Origin of the sequence: Asaia lannensis NBRC 102526, assembly GCF_024054035.1 — a bacterium.
GTDB lineage: Bacteria > Pseudomonadota > Alphaproteobacteria > Acetobacterales > Acetobacteraceae > Asaia > Asaia lannensis.
In genome coordinates this window covers 394,252-419,332 of the sequence record NZ_JAMXQU010000002.1, presented here as the reverse complement: position 1 = coordinate 419,332, position 25,081 = coordinate 394,252, and the positions used below count along the sequence as shown (strand labels likewise).

At 60.3% G+C, this 25,081-nt stretch carries 23 protein-coding genes and 1 pseudogene; 10 read left to right on the top strand and 14 right to left on the bottom strand.

Annotation, left to right across the window (positions count from 1 at the left end):
• The first annotated feature begins 12 nt into the window (after nt 1–12).
• The 7 genes from dnaG (at nt 13) to NF685_RS04435 (ending at nt 7,573) form a co-directional block, all read left to right on the top strand.
• Nucleotides 13–1,866, top strand: coding sequence for a DNA primase (dnaG, locus tag NF685_RS04465; RefSeq protein ID WP_252848745.1), 1,854 nt, complete (start codon nt 13–15; stop codon nt 1,864–1,866).
• Nucleotides 1,867–2,113: 247 nt separating this feature from the next.
• A complete protein-coding gene (gene rpoD, locus NF685_RS04460) occupies nt 2,114–4,063 on the top strand; it encodes an RNA polymerase sigma factor RpoD (protein ID WP_252848744.1) in 1,950 nt (649 codons plus the stop codon).
• A 16-nt stretch (nt 4,064–4,079) separates the two neighbouring features.
• The gene (locus NF685_RS04455; protein WP_252848743.1) at nt 4,080–4,670 is read left to right on the top strand and encodes a GNAT family N-acetyltransferase; all 591 of its coding nucleotides are present in this window, start codon (nt 4,080–4,082) and stop codon (nt 4,668–4,670) included.
• Between the two features lie 220 nt (nt 4,671–4,890).
• Nucleotides 4,891–5,355: a 30S ribosomal protein S6 gene (gene rpsF / locus NF685_RS04450; RefSeq protein WP_252848742.1), complete on the top strand. Its 465-nt coding sequence runs from the start codon at nt 4,891–4,893 to the stop codon at nt 5,353–5,355.
• Between the two features lie 5 nt (nt 5,356–5,360).
• Nucleotides 5,361–5,642 (top strand): 30S ribosomal protein S18, encoded by a 282-nt coding sequence (rpsR, locus tag NF685_RS04445; protein WP_023977644.1) that lies wholly within the window; start codon nt 5,361–5,363, stop codon nt 5,640–5,642.
• Between the two features lie 10 nt (nt 5,643–5,652).
• Nucleotides 5,653–6,231, top strand: a complete 579-nt coding sequence (gene rplI / locus NF685_RS04440; RefSeq protein WP_222547988.1) for a 50S ribosomal protein L9 — start codon at nt 5,653–5,655, stop codon at nt 6,229–6,231.
• A 139-nt stretch (nt 6,232–6,370) separates the two neighbouring features.
• The gene (locus tag NF685_RS04435; RefSeq protein ID WP_252848741.1) at nt 6,371–7,573 is read left to right on the top strand and encodes an SAM-dependent methyltransferase; all 1,203 of its coding nucleotides are present in this window, start codon (nt 6,371–6,373) and stop codon (nt 7,571–7,573) included.
• A gap of 95 nt (nt 7,574–7,668) precedes the next feature.
• Here NF685_RS04435 and NF685_RS04430 read toward each other — a convergent pair whose 3' ends face one another.
• The 7 genes from NF685_RS04430 to NF685_RS04400 all read right to left on the bottom strand — a co-directional run bounded on the left by NF685_RS04430 (nt 7,669) and on the right by NF685_RS04400 (nt 15,443).
• Nucleotides 7,669–7,875, bottom strand: a complete 207-nt coding sequence (locus NF685_RS04430) for a cold-shock protein (protein WP_222547986.1) — start codon at nt 7,873–7,875, stop codon at nt 7,669–7,671.
• Between the two features lie 163 nt (nt 7,876–8,038).
• Nucleotides 8,039–8,857, bottom strand: a complete 819-nt coding sequence (gene rsmA, locus NF685_RS04425) for a 16S rRNA (adenine(1518)-N(6)/adenine(1519)-N(6))-dimethyltransferase RsmA (protein WP_252848740.1) — start codon at nt 8,855–8,857, stop codon at nt 8,039–8,041.
• Entirely contained in the window at nt 8,854–10,362 is a 1,509-nt protein-coding gene (locus NF685_RS04420) for a peptidylprolyl isomerase (RefSeq protein ID WP_373317804.1), read from the bottom strand. Before NF685_RS04420 ends, rsmA begins: the two co-directional genes overlap by 4 nt.
• Nucleotides 10,363–10,372: 10 nt before the next feature.
• Nucleotides 10,373–12,685 (bottom strand): LPS-assembly protein LptD, encoded by a 2,313-nt coding sequence (locus NF685_RS04415; RefSeq protein WP_252848739.1) that lies wholly within the window; start codon nt 12,683–12,685, stop codon nt 10,373–10,375.
• Complete coding sequence (lptG, locus tag NF685_RS04410; RefSeq protein WP_252848738.1) at nt 12,685–13,836, bottom strand: LPS export ABC transporter permease LptG; 1,152 nt, start codon at nt 13,834–13,836, stop codon at nt 12,685–12,687. Before lptG ends, NF685_RS04415 begins: the two co-directional genes overlap by 1 nt.
• The gene (lptF, locus tag NF685_RS04405; RefSeq protein ID WP_252848737.1) at nt 13,826–14,977 is read right to left on the bottom strand and encodes an LPS export ABC transporter permease LptF; all 1,152 of its coding nucleotides are present in this window, start codon (nt 14,975–14,977) and stop codon (nt 13,826–13,828) included. Before lptF ends, lptG begins: the two co-directional genes overlap by 11 nt.
• A gap of 64 nt (nt 14,978–15,041) precedes the next feature.
• Nucleotides 15,042–15,443: a hypothetical protein gene (locus tag NF685_RS04400; protein ID WP_252848736.1), complete on the bottom strand. Its 402-nt coding sequence runs from the start codon at nt 15,441–15,443 to the stop codon at nt 15,042–15,044.
• 44 nt (nt 15,444–15,487) lie between these two features.
• Here NF685_RS04400 and NF685_RS04395 point away from each other — a divergent pair, with 44 nt between their 5' ends.
• On the top strand, nt 15,488–16,915 hold the full coding sequence (locus NF685_RS04395) for a DUF3142 domain-containing protein (RefSeq protein WP_252848735.1): 1,428 nt from the start codon (nt 15,488–15,490) through the stop codon (nt 16,913–16,915).
• 31 nt (nt 16,916–16,946) lie between these two features.
• Nucleotides 16,947–19,076 carry a hypothetical protein gene (locus tag NF685_RS04390; RefSeq protein WP_252848734.1) on the top strand — a complete coding sequence of 710 codons (2,130 nt, stop codon included), beginning with the start codon at nt 16,947–16,949 and terminating at the stop codon, nt 19,074–19,076.
• Nucleotides 19,077–19,109: 33 nt separating this feature from the next.
• Here NF685_RS04390 and ccmI read toward each other — a convergent pair whose 3' ends face one another.
• The 7 genes and pseudogenes from ccmI to NF685_RS04355 all read right to left on the bottom strand — a co-directional run bounded on the left by ccmI (nt 19,110) and on the right by NF685_RS04355 (nt 24,446).
• Nucleotides 19,110–19,844, bottom strand: coding sequence for a c-type cytochrome biogenesis protein CcmI (gene ccmI / locus NF685_RS04385; protein ID WP_252848733.1), 735 nt, complete (start codon nt 19,842–19,844; stop codon nt 19,110–19,112).
• Nucleotides 19,841–20,314, bottom strand: coding sequence for a cytochrome c-type biogenesis protein (locus tag NF685_RS04380; protein WP_252848732.1), 474 nt, complete (start codon nt 20,312–20,314; stop codon nt 19,841–19,843). Before NF685_RS04380 ends, ccmI begins: the two co-directional genes overlap by 4 nt.
• On the bottom strand, nt 20,311–20,874 hold the full coding sequence (locus tag NF685_RS04375; RefSeq protein ID WP_252848731.1) for a redoxin domain-containing protein: 564 nt from the start codon (nt 20,872–20,874) through the stop codon (nt 20,311–20,313). Before NF685_RS04375 ends, NF685_RS04380 begins: the two co-directional genes overlap by 4 nt.
• Nucleotides 20,871–22,865, bottom strand: coding sequence for a heme lyase CcmF/NrfE family subunit (locus tag NF685_RS04370; RefSeq protein ID WP_252848824.1), 1,995 nt, complete (start codon nt 22,863–22,865; stop codon nt 20,871–20,873). The genes NF685_RS04375 and NF685_RS04370 overlap by 4 nt, the downstream gene beginning before the upstream one ends.
• A 122-nt stretch (nt 22,866–22,987) precedes the next feature.
• Nucleotides 22,988–23,479 (bottom strand): annotated as a pseudogene (ccmE, locus tag NF685_RS04365) (cytochrome c maturation protein CcmE); the annotation flags it as partial.
• 35 nt (nt 23,480–23,514) lie between these two features.
• On the bottom strand, nt 23,515–23,667 hold the full coding sequence (gene ccmD, locus NF685_RS04360) for a heme exporter protein CcmD (protein ID WP_252848730.1): 153 nt from the start codon (nt 23,665–23,667) through the stop codon (nt 23,515–23,517).
• Nucleotides 23,664–24,446, bottom strand: coding sequence for a heme ABC transporter permease (locus tag NF685_RS04355; RefSeq protein WP_252848729.1), 783 nt, complete (start codon nt 24,444–24,446; stop codon nt 23,664–23,666). The genes ccmD and NF685_RS04355 overlap by 4 nt, the downstream gene beginning before the upstream one ends.
• A 199-nt stretch (nt 24,447–24,645) precedes the next feature.
• Here NF685_RS04355 and NF685_RS04350 point away from each other — a divergent pair, with 199 nt between their 5' ends.
• Nucleotides 24,646–25,062 carry an EVE domain-containing protein gene (locus tag NF685_RS04350; RefSeq protein ID WP_222547976.1) on the top strand — a complete coding sequence of 139 codons (417 nt, stop codon included), beginning with the start codon at nt 24,646–24,648 and terminating at the stop codon, nt 25,060–25,062.
• Nucleotides 25,063–25,081 lie beyond the last annotated feature (19 nt).

Genomic DNA, 25,081 nt, shown 5'->3' with positions numbered 1-25,081 from the left:
TAAGCTCTGAAGATGGCGTTAGACCCCGGTTTTCTGGATGAGCTGCGTGCCCGTACTCCCATAGCGGCGGTTATCGGGCGACGGACCAAGCTCAGCCGTTCAGGCCGCAACTGGAAGGCATGCTGCCCCTTCCATGGGGAAAAGACGCCATCTTTCTATGTCTATGACGATCACTTCCACTGCTTCGGTTGCGGTGTGCATGGCGATGTCATTTCCTTCGTCATGCAAAGCGAGGGGCGCAGCTTTCCCGAGGCGGTCGAGCAGCTGGCCAATGAAGCCGGGCTCGATATGCCGCGCCAGGACCCGCGTCAGGAGGCACGTGCCCAGGAGGCGCGCTCGCTTGGCGATGTGCTCGAAGCCGTTCAGACCGTGTATCGTCAGGCTCTCTATGCATCTGAGGGCCGTCAGGCCCTGGCCTATCTGAGGCGGCGCGGTCTGACCGATGCCACGATCGAGCGTTTCGGTCTCGGTTGGGCAGGTGAGGGGCGGGGGGCGCTTGTCGAAGCCTTGCGCGGCAAGGGGATCGAGACCGAGCAGCTGGTGCAGGCTGGGCTCATGCGCGTCGATGAGCGCGGCATGCCCAAGGGCGAGCTGTTCTTTTCGCGTGTGATGTTCCCCATACGCGATCGTCGCGGTCGCCTGATTTCCTTCGGTGGGCGTACGCTTGGCGACGCCCAGCCCAAATATGTCAACGGTCCTGAGACGGCCCTGTTCTCCAAGCGTCGCGCTCTTTACAATCTCGATCAGGCACGTGCAGCCCTCAGGGATCCTGCGCAGCGTCTGGTTGTGGCCGAAGGCTATATGGACGTGATCGCGCTCGCTCAGGCCGGGTTCGAAGCCGCTGTCGCGCCGCTTGGAACGGCAATGGGGGTCGAACAGCTCGAATTGCTGTGGCGGGAGGCATCCCACCCCATATTATGTCTCGACGGCGATGCGGCAGGCGCGCGCGCAGCGTTGCGTGTGGCAGAGATCGCCCTGCCGCTTCTCACCCCTGAGCGCAGTCTGAAATTCTGCAGGCTCGACCCTAAAGACGATCCCGATAGTCTGATCCGTCGTGATGGCCCCTCGGCCATGAATCGCGTGCTCGATGGTGCGACCTCGCTTGCGGAAGAGCTTTTCCAGCTCATGCAGTCCGGGGTGCAGCATGATGTGCCGGAGCAGCGCGCGGCCCTGAAAAAGCGCCTCGAAGCCTCGGCAGCCCTGATTGCCGACAAGGATCTGGCATCGGAATATCGCCGTGCCCTGATGGATCGCTTCTTTGCGTCGTCCCGTCGTGGGGCGGCCAAAGGGCGCGGTGGTTTCGGGCGTGGCGGGCTGGGGCGCAGCGAGGCCGGGCGTTTCCCGCAAGCGGGCGCGAACTCCGTCAATCGGGGCGGGACTGTGGAGACGGGCGCCATCGAGCGTTTGCGTCTGCTGACGGTGCTGGTGCTGCGTTATCCGGCACTTCTGCCCGAGATCGAGGATCCGTTCGGCCGACTGGAATTGCCGCACCCGCTCGATGATATACGCGATGGCGTGCTGGACTGGTTTGCAGACCTTTCCTCCTCGGACGCACTTACGGAGGAGGCATGTCTTGCGGCACTCGAGAATGAGGGGTTGGGGGAAGAAGTGCGGCTCTTGCTGGCCCACAATCTCGTTCCTCCTGCGCAGTCGGAAAAAGGCGGTCTGTTCAGTCTCGACCCCATTCATCAATGGTGGCACTTCTTCGGGCTGGTGAATTTTCCTGCCTTCAAGCGTGAGGTCGAGCAGGATATGCAGGCGGCTCTCGCCAATCCCGCGCTCGAGGGCCTGCCTGAGGCATTGCTGGTGCGACTCAATACGCTGGAGCGTCTGAAACGGGGTGAAGCCGGAGATGACGCAGAGTGATGCTCTGCGCTTAACGAATCGAAAAGAAAGGCTGTCGCCCTTGACTTCGTGTCCTGGATCGCCCACCTGCACGATGCCGAAATTGCTGGCGCGAGCGCTGGTGGATCGCAGTTGGAAGAAAGGTCAGCCCACAGGCTGACGGGCCGGTCGGCGCTCTGTGTGTGCAGAGCGCTGGGTATGCGCGTTTCTTCCATGGCTGGTTTTAAGCGTGGCGTTCGATAGGGCGTGCGGATGCAGGGAGTAGGGTATGGCGACGAAAGCAGCCACGGGAACGGAGCGGAACGCGCAGGACCAGGACGGCGATACCAATGTCCTCGACACGCAGTCCGGTGCGGTCAAGCGGCTCATCGCCAAGGGACGTGAGCGCGGCCATATCACCTTCGATGAGCTGAACGCCGTTCTGCCGCAGGACCAGATGTCCTCCGAGCAGATTGAGGATATCATGGCGATCTTCTCCGAAATGGGGATCCAGGTCGTCGAGAACGAGGAAAACGAGGACTCCGACGAGGCCGAGGAAAAGGCCGAGGAAAAGGAAGAGGCCGAAGAGTCCGAGGAATCTCCGACAGGCAACGTCAGCGAAAGCGCCGGACGTACCGACGACCCGGTGCGCATGTATCTGCGCGAGATGGGCTCGGTCGAGCTGCTGTCGCGCGAAGGCGAAATTGCCATCGCCAAGCGCATCGAAGCCGGTCGCGACGAGATGATCGGCGGCCTGTGCGAAAGCCCGCTGACGTTCCGCGCCATCATCTCCTGGCATGACAAGCTCAAGGAAGGCGAGATGTTGCTGCGCGACATCGTCGATCTTGAAGCCATGCAGGGCGGTCCTTCGGAAGAGGAAACTGCAGAGAGCGAGAACGCCGAGGAAAACGACGACAACCTCGATGAAGAGCCCGCGAACGAAGAGGGCGGAGACACGGAGAACTCCGGTCTGTCTCTCTCTGCGCTCGAAGAAAAGCTGAAGCCTGAAATTCTGGCGCATTTCGAAGCCATCGAACCGCTCTACGATACGCTGCGTGCGCTTCAGGTCCGTCGTATCGAGATGCTGACCAGCGGTGCGGAAACCAGCAACTCATCCGAAGCGGAATATGAGACGCTGCGCACCGAACTGGTGAAGATGGTTGAGCAGGTCCATCTGCACAACAATCGCATCGAAGAGCTTGTGACGCAGCTCAAGGTCCAGTTCCAGCGCCTGAACAATCTCGAAGGGCGCATGCTGCGCATGGCCGAAAGCTGCCGTGTGTCGCGTGACGACTTCCTGCAGAAATATCGCGGCTACGAACTCGACCCCAACTGGCTCGCCTCGGTTTCGGCCCTGACAGGCAAGTCCTGGAAGAACTTTACTACGCGCTATGCCGAGCAGATTATCGACCTGCGCAATCAGGTGGCCGATCTGGCGCATAGCACTGGATTGCCGGTGGGCGAATTCCGTCGCGTCTACGCGGTGGTTTCGCGTGGCGAGCGCGATACGACGCGCGCCAAGAAGGAAATGATCGAGGCTAATCTGCGTCTCGTGATTTCGATTGCCAAGAAATACACCAATCGTGGCCTGCAGTTTCTGGATCTGATTCAGGAAGGCAATATCGGCCTCATGAAGGCTGTCGACAAGTTCGAGTACCGCCGCGGCTACAAGTTCTCGACCTATGCCACGTGGTGGATCCGTCAGGCCATCACGCGCTCGATTGCCGATCAGGCACGCACCATTCGTATTCCGGTGCATATGATCGAGACGATCAACAAGCTGGTGCGCACCTCACGTCAGATGCTGCATGAAATCGGTCGCGAGCCCGCGCCCGAGGAACTGGCAGAGAAGCTTGGCATGCCGCTTGAGAAAGTGCGCAAGGTGCTCAAGATCGCCAAGGAGCCTATCTCTCTCGAAACGCCGATCGGCGACGAGGAAGATAGCCATCTGGGTGATTTCATCGAGGACAAGACGGCGGTCATTCCGCTCGATGCCGCGATCCAGACCAATCTGCGTGAAGCCACGACGCGCGTTCTGGCTTCGCTCACGCCGCGTGAAGAACGCGTGCTGCGCATGCGCTTCGGTATCGGCATGAATACCGATCATACGCTCGAGGAGGTTGGGCAGCAGTTCAACGTGACCCGTGAGCGTATCCGTCAGATCGAGGCGAAGGCGCTTCGCAAGCTCAAGCACCCGAGCCGCAGCCGCAAGCTGCGTTCGTTCCTAGACGATAACTGATCGGCGTTACCCGATCATGGACAGGTGGCTCAAGGTCGTTCCGGAGCGTCCGACAACCGGGATAACGGTTGACGTGACGTTCCTCGAACGCCTCAGGCCACCGCCGCCGGGCCGCGTATTCTGGCCCGAGGGGTACAGCCTGTCTCGCTGGTATCCCGACAGTGCCGCGTATCTTGCGCTCTATCGCCTCGTCGGTGCGCCGCATTGCTGGTGGATGCGCTATATGATGTCGGCAGAGTCGCTGCAGCATATCATCGGTTCGTCACGTACCCAGATCTGGCGCCTCATGGGGCCGGATGGCGTCGCCGGTTTTTTCGAACTCGACCTGCACAAGCCTGAAACGCCTTACCTGTCCTATCTGGGCCTCGTACCCGCTGCGCAGGGCAAGGGGCTCGGGCGAAAGCTGCTCGAACAGGCCATTCGTTATGCCTGGCAGAAAGAAACGCGCGTGCTGCGCGTCAATACCTGCACCGCCGATCATCCCAATGCGCTGCCCACCTACAAGGCTGCGGGCTTCGTGCCGGTCATGGTGGAGCAGGAACACTGGGCCGTGCCGAACGATCTTGGCCTGGTCTTTCCTGCACACCTGATGGCGTCGAAAGACTGAGCTCCGGAGCGGGGTCGCGAGATACGAGGTCGTTCTTTTGGCAAGCCGAGCACGAAAATACGGGAAAACTCTTGCCCCTGCATGGACGTATGTGCTTTACCCCGCCTTTCCCTGCCGGACGAAGGCATCGTCCCGGCTATACCCGAGCCTTGTGGAAGAGGCGCTGATCCGACCGGTCCCGGTTGGATGGTTGGGTTGAAGCAATCCGAAGGGAGCTCATATGCCGTTGTACGAAAGCGTGCTCATTGCACGTAACGATATCTCGCAGGCGCAGGTCGAAACCATCGTCGAGCAGATCGAAACCCTCCTCACCCAGGATGGCGGTTCCATCGAGAAGCGCGAATTCTGGGGTCTGCGTTCACTCGCATACCGCATCAAGAAGAACCGCAAGGGCCATTACGTCCTTCTCGGTCTGAATGCCCGTCCGGACCAGATCCGCGAACTGGAGCGTCAGCTGAGCCTGAACGAAGACGTTCTGCGCGTTCTCACGCTGCGCGTTGAGGAAATCACCCAGGACCCGTCTCCGATCCTGTCCCGCAAGGGCGACGATCGTGGCGATCGCGGCAATTTCCGTGGTGGCAACTCCAAGCCTGCTGGTCGTTTCGACAGCGGACGTGGCGGCCGTCGTAGCGATGACCGTGAAGAATACCGCGCCCGTGAGGGCGCAGAGATGGATGCGGAGTAATCGCGATGTCTGACGAGAACACCAACGAAATCAACCCGGCCGCCCGTCGCATTGCCGTCGGCGCCCGTCGTCCGTTCTATCGCCGCCGCAAGTCCTGCCCGTTCTCCGGCCCCAACGCGCCGAAGATCGACTACAAGGACGTGCGTCTGCTGAGCCGCTTCCTCTCCGAGCGCGGCAAGATCGTTCCGAGCCGCATCACGGCGGTTTCGGCCAAGAAGCAGCGTGAGCTGGCACAGGCGATCAAGCGCGCCCGTTTCCTTGCCCTGCTCCCCTACGTGATGAACTGAGGAGACAGGCATGTCACAGACTGAAGTCATCCTGCTGCAGCGCGTTGAGCATCTGGGCCAGATGGGCGATATCGTCCGCGTCAAGCCCGGCTATGCCCGTAACTTCCTGCTGCCGCAGGGCAAGGCGCTCCGCGCCAACGCCCAGAACCGTCAGCGCTTCGAGACCGAGCGTGCGCAGCTTGAGGCCCAGAACCTCAAGCGTCGTGAAGAGGCCGAGCGCCTTGCCGAGCGTATGCATGGCCTGAGCGTCGTCATCATCCGTCAGGCTGGTGACAGCGGCAGCCTGTACGGCTCCGTGACGACACGCGACATCGCCATGGCCGTAACGGCTGCTGGCCTGACCGTCAGCCGCAACCAGGTCGTTCTGGCTGAGCCGATCAAGCTGCTGGGTCTGGTCGAGGCCCGCGTGGCTCTCCACCCGGAAGTGTCGATCCCGGTGACAGTCAACGTCGCCCGTTCGGAAGAAGAAGCCGAGCGTCAGGCACGTGGCGAAGCCATCGTCGCTGAAGAGGACGAGTACGTTCTCGAAACCGAAGTCGAGGGCGAAGAGTCCGAGACCGCAGGTGAAGTCGAAGGCGCCGCTGTCTGAAAAGACGCATCGCCCTGCGATTGAATGCAAAACCCGGCAGTCTCTGACTGCCGGGTTTTGTTTTGCCTGCGCCGGTTGACGGCCCGCTCTTTTGGACGTTCAAATACCTGAACTTAAAGACAAAAGACTGGGACGAACCATGATTTTCCTGTTGGACCGGATCCTGAAACATTTCATCAGTGCCGGTGCACTCGATGTCATTCTCCCTGACGGATCCAAGCGTCATTACAAAGGCAGGCAGCCCGGCCCCAGCGCCACGATCCATGTCCGGACCGATAAGGCGCTCAAGGCGCTCATGCTGAACTCCGGACTCGCTTTTGGCGAGGGATGGATGGATGGCGATATCGTCGCCGTCGATTGTACGCTTGAGGACGTGCTGGGCGTGCTCATGCTCAACATTCAGGACAATCACCACCTTCTCAACCGGATCGAGGAAAAGGCGCGTTTCGTCACACGGTTTTTCCGCCAATGGAACAGCCAAAGGCGCTCGCGCCGCAATGTGGCTCACCATTACGACCTCAATGGCGCTCTTTACGACCTCTTTCTGGATGAGGATCGCCAGTATTCCTGCGCTTATTTCACCTCGGATGACATGAGCCTGGAGGAAGCGCAACGGGCCAAGAAACACCATATCGCCGCCAAGCTCCTGCTTGATCGTCCGGGACTCGAAGTGCTCGACATAGGCTGCGGCTGGGGTGGTATGGCCCTCACACTGGCGAAGGAATATGGGGCGAAGGTCACCGGTATCACCTTGTCGCAGGAGCAGCTGCAGGTCGCTCGCGAGCGTGCCAGAGCTGCCGGTCTGGAGGGACAGGTACAGTTCCAGCTGCTGGATTACCGCAAGCTGAACCGTTCATTCGACCGTATCGTATCCGTTGGCATGTTCGAGCATGTCGGAATCGGTCAGTACGACACGTTTTTCCGTACGGTACGGCGTGTGCTCAAGCCGGATGGTGTGGCCCTGATCCATTCGATCGGACGCATGGACGGCCCGGGATCGACCAATCCGTGGATCAACAAATATATCTTCCCCGGTGGTTATTCTCCGGCCCTGAGCGAGGTCATTCCCTCCGTCGAACGTGCGGGGCTATGGGTGGCCGATTGCGAGATCCTCAGACTGCATTATGCCAAGACGATCAAGCTGTGGCGCGAGCGTTTCGCTGCCAATCGCGAAAAGATCAAGGCGCTATACGATGAGCGCTTCTGCAGGATGTTCGAATTCTATCTTGTGGGTGCCGAGCTTTCATTCCGCCTGCAGGGACATATGAATTTCCAGCTTCAGCTGACGCCGGATATCAACGCCGTGCCACTGACGCGTGACTATCTCTGCCGGGAGGGGTAGCTCCGGCCCGCTATGCCGGGGAGCAGACATAAAAAAAAGCTGCCCGGTTGGGGCAGCTTTTTCAGCTTGCTTAGGAGCTTATCGCGCCAGCAGGCTCAGGAGACCTTGAGCGAAACCGCTGAAGTCTTGCCATTGCGTCCAACTTCCGTTTCGTAGGAAACGGCCTGGCCATCGTTCAGGGTGGGGAGATTGGCCTTTTCAACAGCTGAAATGTGCACGAACACATCGTCGCCACCGGCATCCGGCTTGATGAAGCCGAAACCCTTTGTTGAGTTGAACCACTTGACGGTGCCTGTTGCCATAACGAGGCTCCTTGATAGTACGGCAGTCACGCAGAAGAATTATGCGTGCAACATGCTTTTACCAAGCTGGATAAGACGCCACATGCGCCATCAGTCCCAGGTAAAAGCACCTGCCTGGGTCCTATATGGGCCTTTGTTCTGTCCGTTGCAAGGGTGGCTGCCCTCAGTTCTGACGACAAACCAGCGAAGCCAAGGTTGCAAATTCTTCAACCGTCAGCGTTTCGGCACGGCGCGTCGCGACAATACCGGCTTTTTCAAGCAGAGCTTCACCACCGATGGGTCGCAGTGAGGCACGAAGCATTTTACGCCTCTGCCCGAAGGCAAGATGCGTCACATGTTCCATGGCCTTGAACAGCGCAGGGGAGGGCTGATCAGCCCTGGGTACGAGGTCGACCACAGCCGACTCGACCTTGGGCGGAGGAGAGAACGCGCCCGCAGGCACTTTCATGACCACATTGCAGCTCGCACACCACTGGGCCAGCACGCCAAGCCGTCCATAGGCAGAAGTGTCAGGTGCCGCACAGATACGTTCTGCTACCTCAAGCTGGAACATGAGCGTCAGACGTTCCCACGATGCCGCCTGACGCAGCCATGCGATCAGAAGAGGCGTGCCGACATTATACGGAAGATTGGCGACGATCTTGCGCGGTGCCGGGGTCAGCGTGGCACAGTCGAGAGTCGTTGCGTCGGCCTTGACCAGATGCAGTCTGCCCCCGGCATGGGCCACGAGCTCGTCGAGTAGCGGCCAGGCGCGCTGATCGATCTCGACCGCGTAGACCGATTCTGCCTTGGTATCGAGGAGTGCGCGCGTCAGTCCCCCCGGTCCGGGACCGATTTCAACCACATGACGGCCGGTCATATCGCCGGCGAGTGAGGCGATCCGGGCCACAATGCCCGGATCGAGAAGGAAATGCTGCCCGAAAGATTTTTTGGCGTCGAGACCGTGGATGCGTATCGCATCGCGCAGGGAAGGAAGCGTCATCCCTGATCGGATGCCGCTTTGTCGTGCGACTTGCCCTGGGGCTTTTTGTTCACGGTCTTGCCAGCAGGCGCGTCTTCGTCGCTGTCATCTGCTGTCGTCTTGACGGGCGCAGCCTTGTCGTCCTTGCGCATCTCGATGACCGAACGGCGTTCGAGGTCGCGTTCGAGCTGACGTGACGCCTGTTCGACGCGTTCATTCATCAGGCTGTCCGCAATCTCGCTCGGGCTCTGCTGGGCGATATTCTTCTGTCCCTTTGTGCAGACGACCAGAAGGGCGATACCGTCAGCCGAAACGAGCGGTCGGCTTGACTGACCGATCGGCAGTTCGGACAGCACCTGCCGCATCTGCGGGTTCAGGCGTTCCAGAACCAGCTGACCACCCGGATCGGATGGATGCTTCTCGCCTAGGGAATGATTGAGCGCCTCCATGGCATCGCAACCATGGATCGACTGGGCCGCAGCGGTGGCTTTTTGCAGGGTGAGCTTCTGCTGATCGGTCGGTGCCTGCGGGTTAAGCGGCGACGAGAACGGGAAAAAGGCCTGACGCACGCTCACCATGGTGACGTTCTGATGACCGATGGTACGCTTGCCGTTCACCGTGACGATGACATAACCGCCTGCCACCTTGACCGGGTTCGAAATGGCTCCGATCGGCATCTGGCGCACGATATCGACCACGGGCGGGTCGAGGCTGTCTTCCTGCACCCAGCCCATCGTACCGCCGTCGAGCGCTGTCTGTGCCTGCGAGAACTGGGCTGCCACGATCGGGAAGGGTGCCCCGTTGCGCAGCTGGGTGATGATTGTCTTGGTAAATTCGAGCTCTGCCTCCGAGTGGCGCGGATCGGCCACGGGAATGAAGATCTCGCTCACATTATACTGCGGGCGGCCTTCTTCGGCGCGTAGTGCCTCCTCGCGCTGGGCGATCTCGCGTGCCGTGATACGTCCACGTCCGGAAATCTCTTCGCGAAGCACCTGCATCCAGCCGATCTGCACGCGTATCTGGTCGATCAGCGTCGTGAGGGACACGCCATCCTGAGCCAGGCGGTCGCGCAGGGCATTCTTGGGCATGCCATTGCGCGCTTCGATGTTGTTGATCGCCTGCGCAATCTGCTGTGGCTCGACATTGATGTGACGCTTGAGGATTTCCTGCGTCTTGATGCGCTCATCGACCAGCTGGCGAATGATCTGCGGACGCAGGCGCTGCATCAGATCGGGGCTGATATTGAGCCCGGTCGACAGGGCGAACAGCTTGCCGCGGTTATCGACATCGCGCTCGGTCAGAACCTGACCGTTGATGGTGCCGAGAATGGCATCCTCTGGCGGAATGGCGGCCGGAGCGACGCTGCCATGACCGGGATGCGCGCGCTGGGCATGATGCGCAGGCGCTGCCTGAGCGGCAAGCGCGGGCAAGGCGAGGCAGGTTGCAAAGCCCAGAAGCATCGCACGCAAGGACCGGGAGGAGCCGGCCTGCGGGGCAGCCCGAAGGAAGGGGGCGGAAAGGGTCATTGCGCGTCCGTCAGCCATTGATTCCGAAGGTACCGATCGTCTTGAAAGTGAGGTTGAACAGCACAGTCGTATTACGCTGCTGCCCACCGATCGAGGTATATTGCTTGATCGCAAGGATGTCCAAGCCGAAGCAGTCATTCGAATAGCCGATATCGCCACCGAGACTGACGAATTCATGACGTGACAGCGAACGACGCCCATAGACCGATGCGTGATACTGCTTGTAGGCGGTCGAAACGCCTGCAGTCACTTCGTTCGTCGGGGTATAATAAACCTGCGTCGGCCCGTTCAGACGATAATTCGTGGCATAGAAGTAATAGGGGGTGACCGGCTCGTAGATATAGCCTGCATTTACATGAAATACCGGAACACCGACGCTGACCAGACCTTCACCGTAGTCGAATTTCTTGCGCCAGGGATCGTAGCGGCCGCGCGCAGTCAGATCGAGATACTGGTTGGGGCTGACGCGCACACGCGCGACAGGCGAGGAGAGGTGATGCGACAGCCCCGAATAGGCGATGCGGTTCTGGGTAACGTGCTGCTGGATGCTCTCACCCACCAGAAAATCGACCACATGGCCGCGCCAGGTCCAGTTGCCGTGAACACCCACATTGCCGCGTAAGCCGCCATCCAGACGATCTGTGCCGGTATAGCGGTTGAGCGAGAACAGCGTGCTGTCGGTAAACTCGTACTGAAGCGAGTCTTCATTCGGGATCATGCGTGTGGCGCTGTTGCCCATATTGGGTGCAGCAATTGCCTGCACGATGGGTTCGAGAATCTGCGAACCATGGCCATGGGCAAAGCTGCGCATGAACGGCCAGTTCATTTTCAACGCAACGGTCGGCAGTACCCATCCGGTCGTGTGCGTGCCTGTATCGGTATAGTAGGTCGGCTGTTCCGTCAGATGGCTCGCCTGATAGACCGTGGCATCCAGACGCGCCGTCAGAAGCCAGATCTGGCCCAGAACGTTATGGAACGGGCGGTTCCAGTTCATCTGGATCTGTCCACGCTGGTCGCGCGTGCCTTCGGGACGATAGACGTTGAAGTCGTTCGTGCTCAGGGAGAACGTGCCGCCCAGCGGATCGGTCTCGCCCTGAAAGGCATAGGTAAAGCGCGGCAGGACGAACGGCAGGTTCGAGTTGCGGATAACGCCCTGGTTGAGGCCCTGATAGAACTGCCCGTCAAGACGTGTGTACGACCCGACACCGAACCCATCGATATAGGCGTTCGACGCCAGCGTTTCGTTACCGTAACCGGTAATGCGGTAGTCGCGCATGTAGTTGGCCGATGAGGCCAGGTTCACATTCGCGCCCGCACGCCAGTGGTCGTCAAGATCGAACACAGCGCCGCCACGTACATAACCCTGTATGCCGTTATCGTTCGTGCCACTCACCGTATTACCGAAGGTGTTGACGTAACTGCCTTCCTTGCGTGTGCTGTATGCCACGCCTCCGGTGAAGTTGATCTTGCCGAAATTGAGCTGGTTTCTGTACTGGCCGCTGATCTGCGGGCCGGTACGGGTCGAGACGAGCCCCTGGACCGTCAGATCCTGCTGATCGTCGATGGCCCAGAAATAGGGGATGGTGAAATACGTGCCGAGATAGCGGTCATGCGGGTTGATGCCCGGCATAAGAAAACCGCTCTGACGCTTCACGCTCGGATCGGTCATCGAGAAGATCGGGAGATACACGATCGGCAGACCGAGCATGTCGAGGTAGGCATGACTGAACTCGATACGCTTGTGTTCGGCATCCTGCGTCGCGTTATAGGCGCGCAGTTGCCAGAAGGGTGGGCGCGACGGGTCCTTGGCGCAGATCTCGCAGGCCGTATACACGGCCTTGGTCATGTCATTGATCTTGCCGTTCGTGCGTCTCATGCCGTTGGCCGCAAGCTTGGCATTGTCTTCCATGCGCACGAAAATGCCGCGCGCAATGCCGTCATGCATGCCATTGCTGAGTTCGACGTAATCGGCAAAGCTCGTGCTGCCATCGGGCTCGACCATGGCGACATGACCCGAAGCCGTCATGACGCCGGTATTGCGGTCGAATACGATCTTGTCGGCGCGCAGAGCATGTTCGCCCTGCCAGACCTGCACATTGCCCGTCCAGGTCGCGACGCCGCTCCTGGTATAGCTCTCGTTATCGGCCAGATAGGTGACGGGGTCGGATTGCGATGAAGGCTTGCCCACGGCAACTTTCGGGCCCGTCTGGCGCTGCATCGTTGCATCGGCCTCGGGCATAGCGCCGAACGTCGCACTGCCTGCCAGCATGGAGGCGGCAAGCCAGGACCTGCGCCTTTGATGCGCCACGCGCCGTTTCGACATCAACCATCCTCCAGATGCAGAAGCAAGGCTACCGCCAAGCAAAGACCCGCGCCAGTCGGTGCCCATGCCGCCATGACAGGCGGCAACGCACCAGATTCACCAAATTGCGCCGCCACCTTCGAGATGGTGAATAGCGCGAAGCCCGCGGCGATTCCCGAGCCCAGCATTCGCGCCACGCCACCGCGTCGCGAAGGACGCATCGAGAAGCCGGCCGAGACGAGTGCCATCGTACCGCACAGGATCGGAAGAGCTAACAGAGTCTGGAAGTGCAGTCGATGCCGTATGGAGGAAAAACCGGAACGTTCGAGAAGATGAATGAACCCGGGCAGGGACCAGATCGACAGCGTATCGGGCGAAGCAAAGCTCTGTTCGACACGACGAAGCGAAAGATTGGTCGGCAGAAGATAATCACCGATATGCAAGGGCAGATGATTGGGCCGCACTGTTGCCGCGTCTTCGAGCTTCCATGCGCCCTCGACCAGTTCGCCTTTTGGCGCTTCGATACGCACCACGAGCTGATCATGCGCATCCAGACGGAAAATGCTGATGTCGTTGATGCGCAGATGGCCTTCTTTCAGAAAGACATGACGGGCATGGAGAATGGCAACGCCTTGTCCGCCGCCCTCGTCATCGAGCTGTCGCAGCCACAGGGCCCCCCCATTGAGTGAGAGCGGACCGCCGCCTGTCTTGAGATAGGCCTCGTCCAGCAACTCGGCTTTGCGGAACATGGAGGACGACAGAGGCGACAGCGCCATGGTGCCGAACGCCCCCATCAGAAGGGCGCAGGCCAGTGGCGCAGCCAGGAACTGCCATGCCGAAATACCCGCCGCGCGCGCGACGATCAGCTCGGAGGAACGCGTGAGCCGCCAGAAACAGACAATGCCGCCAAGCAATATGCCGAACGGCATGATCATGATCATGAAATACGGCACATGAAGCCCTGCAATTTCCGTCACAAGGCTGGTCGGTACATCCGGTTTTGTTGCAACGCGTCTCAGCAGATCGATGAAATCGAAAAGCGAGACGAGGCCGGTCAGTGCCGCGATCATCGCGAGCGAAAACAGGGTGAAGATACGCGAGATATAGAGCGACAGCGTGACGGAGACCCCTGCTGACGATCCCTTGAACAGGGAGAGAGCTTTACGCGCCATGATTGGTCTTTCGTCCTGCAAACCGCCCTCTGGGCAGGAACAGCCAGACTGCACAGCCTATGGCGGGCAGAATGGCGACTGCCCAGAGCAGCGGAACAAGGGCGAGATTACGTCCTGCCAGATTCTGGAGCATGAGTGACATGGCCATCAACCCGACTACGGAGAGAATGGCGGCCATCGGTCGTTTGATATTGCCGTGACGCGAAAAGGCACCGCTCAGCACAGCCACAAGGGCGATCATGGAAAAAGACAGCGTTGTGAGTGGTGATGTCAGGCGTCGCCATCCCTCGACGGCGAATTTTCCCCAGTCGCGTTGCGAGACGAGACGTGGGTCGGGATGAAACAACTCCGAGAGTGACATTTCCGAGGCATCGCGCACTTCGGTATCCGCCTGTTTGCTGCTCGACAGATCGATCGAGTTGCGGTCGAACGTCAGGACATTGAGGCGCCCCGTGTGGTGATCGATTTCCTGACGCGACCCGTTGAACAACACCACGCGTGGCTGATTATCGACAACGACCATCGTTCCGCGTTCGGCGATGATCGTGGCGCGCGCTGTCGGCTGGCGATCGTCCTCGACGAACACGCCATGCATCTGGCCGTCGCGATCGCGTTTGCGCACATAGACGGTCATGTCTTTCGACAGCTGGGCGAAAACACCGTCCTGAAGAAGGAAGGCGGCCATGCGGTTTCGGATCTCGAATTCATAACGCCTGAAGGCGTGATAGGAGACCGGGACGAGCCACAGATTGAGGATATAGCCCAGTATGGCCGTGATCAGGGCGCAGGCCATGGCCGGTCGGGCAAGCTGGAACGGCGACAGTCCTGCAGCCTGCATGACGGTCAGCTCCCGATCGCCGGACATGCGCTGATAGCCGAACAGGATGACCAGAAAGGTCGTGATCGGCAGGATCACAGCCAGAAAGGAAGGGATCATCAGCGATGTAAGCTGCAGGAATACCCTGAGTGACAGCCCACGATCTACCACCAGAGAAACGAAGCGCAGCGATTGCATAAGCCAGATCAGGGCGATCGCACCGCTCGTGATTCCAACCAGCCCCAGAAAAAGCTGGCGCAGGATGTAATGCTCGCGCAGGAGCAGAAACGAACGATGTTTTGGGCGTGGCGCCGAAGCAGACATAAGTACTGCCTTTAGCGTTTCGCCAGACTTGCCGAAAGCTGCATCTTGTTACGAAGTTCAGTCCCTAGCGCGGATTGCGCAGCCAGCGGTCGCCGGTATGGCGGCTATGCGCCACGAAAAACCCGGCCAGCAAACCCGCCACGGCGAAGGCTCCCGTCCACCAGGAAGGACGGATGAGAAGCAGGGACAGCGCCGGAGCCGCCACGAGACCGATAACGGTGCTGAGTACGGTTTCGGTCAGAGTCGGCCCGAAATGGCGCTCGGCATGGCAGTGCGGGCATTGTTCGTCCGTGCGTTGCATCTTGCCGTGACAGACTGGGCATAGCACGACCGAGTCCTGCGCCGGAGGGCGCGGAACAGGCAGATAATTGCCGGTCAGGACAGAGCGTTGCCGGGGCTGGGGAGAAAGACGCACCATGCGCTGCACATGCCTTGAAGCCTGTGCCAAGCGCAACATGAAAAACATGCTGTGTAGAATCTGCCTCACGGATAGCGAAGCTGGGTCTCCATGTGCTGGAAGGCGGCCCGGTCAGGCCATCCGCCCCCGTAACGGCCAGCTCGGAGAGGGCGTGCTTCGCGTTGCGCGTGCGCTACGGGTCTACCGATCGTACCCGCTATGCGGCAGATATCCGAGAGGCAAGGCAGGAGGCAAAAGCCGGTTTCATGAAGATGACGCTACGCAAAGTGAGGCACGGGCACAGGCATGCACTTTTGCTGGCGATCTGCGCCGTTTCGATCTGTCTCGGGAGCGGTCTCGGGATCGCCTTATGGCAGTCCCGAAGCCGGCCGAACCTTCCCCTCCCGTCCGATGCCTATATCTGGCAAAGGCAGTGGAACGCGTCGGTTGTCCAATCGCTCGACAAGGCGTCTGCCGCCATACGCATCTGGCATGTTCTGGCGGCTGAGCTCGATCAGGCAGGACAATGGCAGATTGCGCTTCTGGCCGATGGTCCCCGGAGCCTCGCCTCTCATCGGGTCATCGCCGTGTTTCGGCTGAGCGGCAGACTCGGAAGCCTGGATGCGCGCCAGATTGCTGCGCATATCGATCGGGTTCTGGCTGACTGGCATCGTCTCGGTATCGCTCCTGAAGCCATCGAGATCGATCACGATTGCCCGACCGCCCGCCTTGCCGAATATGCATCGCTGCTCGAGACGATCCATACCGGGCTGCATGGACAGTACCCGCTGATCGTCACCGCTCTGCCGACGTGGATCGGCGCTGCCGGTCTTACTGCGGTGCTGTCGCATGTGCAGGGCGTCGTGCTTCAGCTTCATGCCGTCACCAATCCGGCCGGGGGGCTGTTCAAACCCGCCGAGGCGTTACGTGCGGCGGCAAGATTTGGGGCCCTGTCGCCCGTTCCCTGGCAGATTGCGCTGCCAAGCTATGGCACGAGAATCGTCTGGGGCCCGGATGGTCGTCCTGCAAACGTCGAAAGCGAAATGGCGCGAGGCTTTTCGCAAAGTGCGGGACAGGAACTGACCGTTTCGCCTGTGGAAATTGCCGGGTACATGAAACGCATCGATCATGCGCCACCGGCAGGGCTCACCGGGTGGATCTGGTTTCGTCTGCCTGTCGATGGCGACCGGCGTGCCTGGAGCCTGTCATCCTGGCTCACTCTGGTCAGGCATGAGCCTTTATCGACCTCCATGGACCTGACGCTGACGCCTCAGAGCCCGGTTTTGTATCATATCGTGTTGCGCAATACCGGAACGATTGACGCAGCGCTGCCCCTTGTCATTCATGGCGACAGGCAATGCGCCGGGATCGGGGCCCAGTCGCCCTATCGTCTCGATTACGACGCGCAAGGGCCGGTTCTGGTCAGAACGGCAGAGGCCCTGCTGCCGGTCGGGCAGCAAATCGTTGCGGGCTGGCTGACATGCCAGAAAAAGAAAGACCAGATCGATGTCTCAGCGCAGAACGCCACAACACGCCGATAGAGCAAAGGTGATCCTCCGGCCACGCTTTAGCGTGAAAAGAAAGGTTTTACTGGGCGTGCTCATTCTTGCGCCCGTGAGCTTTGCGGGAGTCATGGCCTGCGGACCGTTTTTTCCTGAGCCCTTGCTGGCCGACCGGACCCAGACGCTCGACAAGCTGCCCGTGTTCTCTTTTTCCTACGCCATCAGGCACCTCTATCCCGGACAGCATATTGCGCCCGACCTGAACACAGGAACATCCGCCAACACATCGGAAGAAGAGAACGACCCGGCGGAAGCGCAGGCACGGCAGCTCTATCAGAGTGGCGTGCAGGCCTACGGCGACCCCAATAGCACCGATCATGGAAGCGCCTTTTTCGCAGCGGTCATTGCGCTTCCCGATAACGCCAATGCCCATGAAAAAACCGCTGCGGCGTTTATGCTGGGTAAGGCCCACATGGCTTCGGCTTATGAAGCGGCTGCCGGGCCCGATCACGACCTTGCCGAAGCTGCGCGAGCCTTTGCCCTGACGCGCTCTGTGGTCAATGCTGGCGGATACGATCCGGATTTCCTGAGTCAGGCCTCATGGGGTGAGGAAGCCCGACTCTATCTGAGAGGGGCGGACGGGCTGTGCGGCTGGCGGGAAATGGAGAGCCATGCGCTCTGCACGAACACATTCATGGTCGATCTCGCAGGTAAGGCACTGACGCTTTATCTGCATCAGATGGAAGCAGGGTCTTACGCGGGTGAGGATTCCCTGCGTTATGTTCTGGGCTGGCTGTCCCAGCGCCCCGATCTGGTCACGGCATTGGCCGCAGATCCGTTCTCGCGTAAACTGCTCAGCCTTTATGCGCTGTCATACGATTACGATGAAGCGCTTGCGCATTCGGCTCTCAGAAGCCTGGCCCTTGCGGTGCGTCAGCAGGGTACCAGACCCGATGACGGCACCGATCTTCTTGCCGCCGCCGCCTATCGTCAGGGTCAGTTCGATCTGGCTCGGGATTTCGCCGCAAACACGCAATCGCCGTTGGCCGCCTGGGTAAGGGCGAAGCTTGCCGTACGCGCAGGCGACATGCCGGCCGCCGCACAGGCTTATGCCGAGGCGACAAAGGGATTTCCCACCCTCTCCGTGACGCAGGATCCTGTTATTGCCGCGCGTATGCGTGGCGAGCAGGGCGTGTTGGCGCTATCGCGCGGCGAGTATGTTCAGGCGCTCGTTTGGCTTTATTCCGCTGCACAGCAGAACGGACCGCAAAGCGATGTGGCCATCGATGCCTCTTATATTGCCGAGCGCGTTCTGACTGTCGATGAACTCAAGGGCTTCGTCGATGCCCATGTTCCAGCCGAGCCGCCTCCACCGAAACGCGAAAAGCGTCTGCAGAGTGGAAATGGGCAGAACGCAGGACAGGAAGATACTTCCGATCAGGTCCCGCCCGAGACGATGTCCGATGTCATGCGCCATCTTCTGGTGCGTCGTCTCATTCGCGACAATCGCTTCAGTGAGGCGCTGGCCTATACGAACCACAACCCGAACGCAGCCTTTGAGCTGGAACTTGAGAGTGGCCAGGTGACAACGCTGACCTATGATCAGCTTATCCACGCCTATGCCACAGCCCTCTCGGAGGCGAAGACACGCTGGACCCGAACGGGCCGGGCCAAAGCCTGGTTCGCGGCAGCGCGTATCGCCAGACTTTACGGTATGGAGTTGACCGGTACGGAGCTCGCCCCGGATTATTATATCTGGGGAGGGACCTACGCGGGTGGAGCGGACATCGATCCGACAGCAGCAAAATCCGGTGCTGAAGGGACGATCTCAGGAGAGCTGGCTGCGGCCTCACGACCTTTCATTCAGGCGCAGGAAGTCGCGCGCTTTCAGAGCAGTGCCGTAACCCCCAATGAACGCTATCATTATCGCTGGCTTGCAGTGAGCTATGCGTCGAAGGCTGCCGATCTTCTACCGCCTCGTTCGCAGGCCTTTGCCGCGGTCCTGTGTCAGGCGGCGGGATGGCAGACCGACCAGACCGAAGCGCTTTATCGACGCTACGTTCATGACGGGGCTCTGGTCGATTTTGCAGTCAGGTTCGGCAATGACTGTACGGTCAAACCCGATTTCGAAGCGACACGTTTTTACCGGCTGCGCAGGTCATGGGCGCATTTGCGGGGCATGATCGCACGTCACCTCTGATCGCGCCCCTCAAAGCGGTTGATGGACCTGGCTTCAAGGCGTTCCTTCGTGTTCGCCTGTCGCAATGCGTGCTTCGACGGCAAGGCGCCAGGGGGCATCTGCCGGTGCGGCGTCGAGCGCCTTGCGATACAGCGCCAGACTATCCGGCGAGATATGGCCGTCGCGCCTGACCTGTAGTTCTGCAATCTGAACGGCAAGCTCAGGAATGAAACGCACGGCAAGGGCCTGACGATAGGCGCGCAGCGCATCGTCTGTGCGGCCTGTGGCCTCGTCGACCTGACCCAGCAATATGGACTGGCTGACGTAGTTCGGGTCCTGCGGCGAAAGAGTCGCGACCTGTTTTTCCAGCTTTTCGAACAGGGCGCGCATTTCCGGGCTGATTGCCTTGTGCACGTCATGGTGCGGCTGGGGAGGAAGGGACGGATGTCCGTTGGTGAGATAGAGACCAAAGCCGCAAACCGTCAGGCAGAAAATCAGAGCGAACAGCCCTAGCAGGTGTCTGCCCTTCGATACCGGAACGGGTTCTTCCAGCTTGTCTGCAAGCAGGAGACGGCGCTGGATTTCCAGACGGGCGGCCTCGCGTTCCTGCGGAGGCAGCAGGCCGACCTCACCGTCCCGGTCCAGATCGTCGAGCTGGCGTCGGTAGAGGGCGATGGCGGACTGGCGCGCAGTGACAGCCGGAAGAGCTGTTAGTGTTCCACGCCGCAGCATTGTCAGAAGCGGAAGGGCGGCCATGAAAGTCACGACCAGAAAACCGATCCAGCTCATCGTGCATCCTCTCCTTCATGCAGCAGACGGGCCAGACGTTCCGCGTCATCACTGTCCAGCGGGGTGAGGGACGGGCGTTTGCGCATCATGCCCCATGCCGCACCAAAGCCGAGGATCAGGGCCAGAACCGGCATGGACCAGAGAAAAACGGTAGAAAGCGACAGGCGTGGCTTCAGACGGATGAACTCGCCATAGCGTTGGGTCATCCACTGCATGATCTGTGTATCGCTCTCGCCTCTGGCGACATGTTCACGCACGACGTGACGCAGGTCGCGGGCCAGACCGGCGCTGCTATCCTCAATCGACTCGTTCTGACAGACGAGACAGCGCAGCTGTGCGCCTATGGCAGCCGCACGTTTCTCCTGAGCAGGATCGGGGAGCATTTCCGACGGATCGTCCAGGGCCAGTGCCGGGACGATCGACAGGCCCAGCCAGCAGAAAGCGGCCAGCACAGGGAGCAGGCGCCTCACGATGCGTGCTCCAGACGAGGCGCGATATCGCGCCGGAAAGTGGCCTCATCGAGTGCCGAGGCACCATGCCAGACAATGTGCCCGCCGGGCATGACCAGAAAACTCTCAGGCACACCGCTCACCCCCCAGTCGATGGCAGTCATGCCCGAATGGTCGAGGCCAATGCGGGCATAGGGCGATCCATCTCTCGTGACGAAGCGCTGCGCGTCTTCAGGCTTGTCTTTGTAAGCAATTCCCCAAAGCGCGATTTTCGTTCCGATCTGTCTCAGCGCAGCCATTTCTGCGACGCAGGGAATGCACCATGAGGCAAAGAAATTGACGAGAACGGGATAAGTCGTGCCACGCAGAATGTCCGAGGAGACGCCCTGGGCTTCGTCGCCCGGCAATCCGGGGAGGGAGAAATCCGGAATGATCGTGCTTGCCTGATCGTTGCGTATGGCGCGCGGATCGAACGAACCGTCCTGCATGGCCGACAGCATTTTCCAGCATCCAAAGCCAGCAATTCCGGCGCCGGCGACAGGAAGGGCCATAAGCAGGCGACGTCTGGTCATGAGGTTCATGAGGCGGCTCCCTTGGCTATATCGGGGGCAGTGGCAGTGTGTGCTTTTCGCGGCGCTCCCATACGATGACGTCGGTCGCTCAGCGACAGGGCGCCGCCAAATGCCATCACCAGACCGCCGAGCCAGATCCACGGGGCGAGCGGATTATTGTGCAGACGCAGGACATAGCGCGCTGTTCCGCCTTCTCCATGGCTTTCGCCAAGGGCGGCATAGAGATCGCGCATCAGGTTCGTACGTATCGCCACATCGGTGGTGACCTGATGCTGGCTTGCAAAATCGCGGCGTGAGGGATGGAGGGTGGCAATGACACGGCCATCGCGCGAGACGGTCAGATCGGCGATTACGGCATGGTAATTCGGCCCGTTCGCTTCATGGACTGATATAAGCGTCCAGGTCAGAGCGCCCTGCGGCACCGTCTCACCGATCCCCAGTTCCACAACGGCATGACTGGCCTGAGACATGCCCGTGATGCCAAGAACGGTTATCCCGACGCCTATATGGGCGATGGCGCTTCCCCAGACTGCGCGTGGCAGGCCGCGCATACGCTGGCGCAGAACGGCCATACCCTGACCGGCACCGAGGCGCGATGCCAGATCGGTAAGGCTTGCGGCGATGACCCATACTGCCGCGGCAGCACACAACACAGGCAGAAGGCTCCCGGTTGCGTAGGCTCCCGCACCGAGCGTCAGCAATGCAGCGAACAGGGCCGGTTTCAGGCGGCGCAGGACAGGTGCCAGACGGGCCCGTTTCCAAGGCAGAAGCGGCCCGATCCCCATGGCGATAAGAAGAGGCAAGGCAAGCGGAATAGTTGTAGCATCGAAGAACGGCTTGCCGACCGAAAGCGTACGCCCGGTCAGGATCTGCATGAAAGGCGGGTACATCGTGCCGGTCACGACCACAGCGCACAGGGCGCAGAGCAGGATATTGTTCAGCACCAGGCCGCCCTCGCGCGATACAGGGGCGAAAACGCCTCCCGATGTCAGAGAGGGTGCGCGCCATGCAAACAGCAGAAGCGACCCGCCGATGACGAGCGCCAGAAGCGCCAGAATGAACACACCGCGCGCCGGATCATTGGCAAAGGCATGCACCGAATTGAGAATGCCCGAGCGCACCAGAAACGTGCCGGAGAGGGAAAACGAGAAGCTGGCGATGGCCAGAAGTACGGTCCAGATGCGCAGTGAATCGCGTTTTTCGACCACGATGGCGGAATGCACGAGTGCCGTGCCCGTCAGCCATGGAATGAGCGAGGCATTTTCCACAGGATCCCAGAACCAGTAGCCGCCCCAGCCCAGCACGTAGTACGACCACCATGATCCCATGGCGATGCCGCATGTCAGAAAGCACCAGGCGGCAACAGCCCATGGCCTGACCCAGCGCCCCCAGGCCGCATCGACACGCCCCTCGATCAGCGCTGCGACAGCAAAGGCGAAGGGAACGGCGAAGCCGACATAGCCCGTGTAGAGAACGGGCGGATGAAAGGCGAGGCCGGGATCCTGCAGAAGCGGGTTCATGCCCTGACCGTCTTCGGGGGCGGGCCAGACCCTGTCGAACGGGTTCGAGGTCAGCAGGCAGAACAGCTGAAACCCTGTCGAGACACCGCCGAGAATAGCCAGAACACGTGCCTTGAGCAGGAGCGGCAACCTCCGCCCGAACAGGGCGACGGCACCGCCGCACAGGGCGAGTATGAGCGCCCAGAGCAGGACCGATCCTTCGTGATTGCCCCATACGCCCGTGATTTTATAAAGCAGCGGTTTGCTGAGTGCCGAATTGGCCGCCACATTCTGCACAGAGAAATCATCTTCTATGGCGCAGACGATCAGGCTGAGAAACGAAAAGACCAAGGCAACAAGCTGTGCACAGGCCAGACGCGGGGCAAGATCGAGCAGGAAGCGCCGGTGACGCGCCGCTCCCCAGAGGGGAAGCACAAACTGCGCAAGAGCAAGCACGCAGGCCAGAGCCAGAGCGTAATGCCCTTCTTCTGCGCCAAAGATCAGCATCATGGCTCTGTCCGCTTTCCAACCTGCACGTCCGGAGTCTGGGCCTGCACAGGGGCCGTCGGCATCGTATCTGTCTTTGATGAGCCAGCCCGCTCACCCGGTGCATGCGTGGTGCCATCGCCCCGTATCATGCTGTTCCAGCTGGCGGATGAGGGCGGTTTGCCAAAGCGCGGATCCCATTGGCCGCTTTTCTGCAGCGCCTCGGCAACCTCCTTGGGCATATAGGTCTCGTCATGTTTGGCGAGCACTTCAGACGCCATGAAGGCCTGCCCCCTGCGATAGGTGCCGAGTGCCACCACGCTCTGCCCCTCGCGAAACAGATCGGGAAGAATGCCCTCGAACCGGACATCGACAGCGGCCTGACCGTCGGTAATCTGGAACAGATTGACCGGCACGCGCCCGTCCACGGTGCGATGCAACGACCCGGCCACGACCATGCCGCCAAGACGGATCGTTCTGTCCGGTGCGGGCGGTGTCTTGAGCATCTGCGACGGCGCCATGAAAAAGACGATGCTCGACGAAAATGCGTTCAGGACCAGCATCGTCGCGACCGCGAAACAGGCAAGACAGCTGAGCACCAGCCACAGACGACGGGTCTTGCGTGTCATGCGTCGTTTCGGCTGCGGAGCAAGGCGTGTCGTGCTCAAGAGCCGTTCCCCCGTATGGGGGTGCGCCGTTCGAGAAGGGCGAGGCGGGCATTGGCCTTGCGCAGGCGCAGAACGAGCTGCCCGGTCAGGATCAGGATCGCCGCAAGAACGAGCAGATAGGACGCGGCAACGTAGGGGAGGTGGGTCATAAGGCGCTTCCGGCATTGCGCGGCGTGCGCGTCAGGATCTGTCTTGCTCTTGCCTCCAGTATGGCGGCTTTGAGTCGTCCCGTAACCAGCGCGGCAAAGCCCAGCGTGAAACCGGCCATGCACATCATCAGCGGGAGAAGCATGGAAGGGGGCATGGCTGGCGCATGGGTCAGGGTGATGCTGTCGGGTTGATGAAGCGTATTCCACCAGCTGACGCTGAACTTGATGATCGGAAGATCGATCACGCCGGCGATGGCCAGAACTGCGGCGGCGCGATAGCCGCGCTGCGGATCGTCGAAAGCATGGATCAGGGCAATATGCCCAAGATAGAGAAAAAACAGCACGAGCACCGATGTCAGCCGGGCATCCCACACCCACCATGTGCCCCACATGGGCTTGCCCCAGAGCGATCCCGTCACAAGGCAGAGCGCGGTAACGACAGCCCCTACGGGTCCGATCTCGACAGCTGCCAGATCGGCCAGAGGATGTTTCCAGACAAGCGAAAGCACACCGCACACAGCGAGAGCCGCATATCCCGCAGAGGCAAGGATAGCCATGGGAACATGCAGATACATGATCCTGACGGCATCGCCCTGCTGCCAGTCTGCAGGCGAAAAGAACAGCGCCCAGACGAGCCCGATCGCGAGAAAGACAAAGGCACTTCCCCCGAGCAGGGGCAGGAGCCAGCGCGACAGACGCAGGAAGCGGCCGGGATTGGCAAAGCGATGCAGCAGAGCACCGCGCATCGGTGGCTGACCTGGCCTTGCGGGGTCGGGCATGTTTTCTCCTGCGACTATGGACACTCTGTGCCTCTCTCCTTCGGCGTGCGGGCATGATATAGCCCGGTCCTGCCTCCATCCAATGCGGGTTTTGATCGAAAGCCGTCCTGATACGACAATCCCGATGGAGAAGGGAGGCAGCAAAGCGCTGTTTTTGCCGATTAACGTGACAGGCAAAGCCAGTAAGCAAGAGGTGACGATGCAGTACTGGTTGATCAAATCCGAGCCGGAGAGTTTTTCCTGGCAACAACAGGTCCATAACAGGGTCGAGCCCTGGACGGGTGTGCGCAACTATCAGGCACGCAACAACCTCTCTGCCATGCGCTGCGGCGACCTCGCTTTCTTTTACCACTCCGTTTCGGACAAGGAGATCGTCGGCGTCGTCAAGGTCGTGCGTGAGGCCTATCCCGACCCGACAGCCGAGAGCGGCAAATGGGTCTGTGTCGATGTCGAGGCACAGGGTGCCTTTGCAAGTCCGGTTTCCCTGGCGACGATCAAGGCCGATCCAGCGCTGGCAGATATGGCGCTTCTCAAACAGTCACGCCTGTCGGTTGCACCCGTCACCGAGGCCGAATGGACGCATCTGTGTAAAATGGGTCACTGGCAGAAACCCTGAAACGGTCCTTTTATTCATT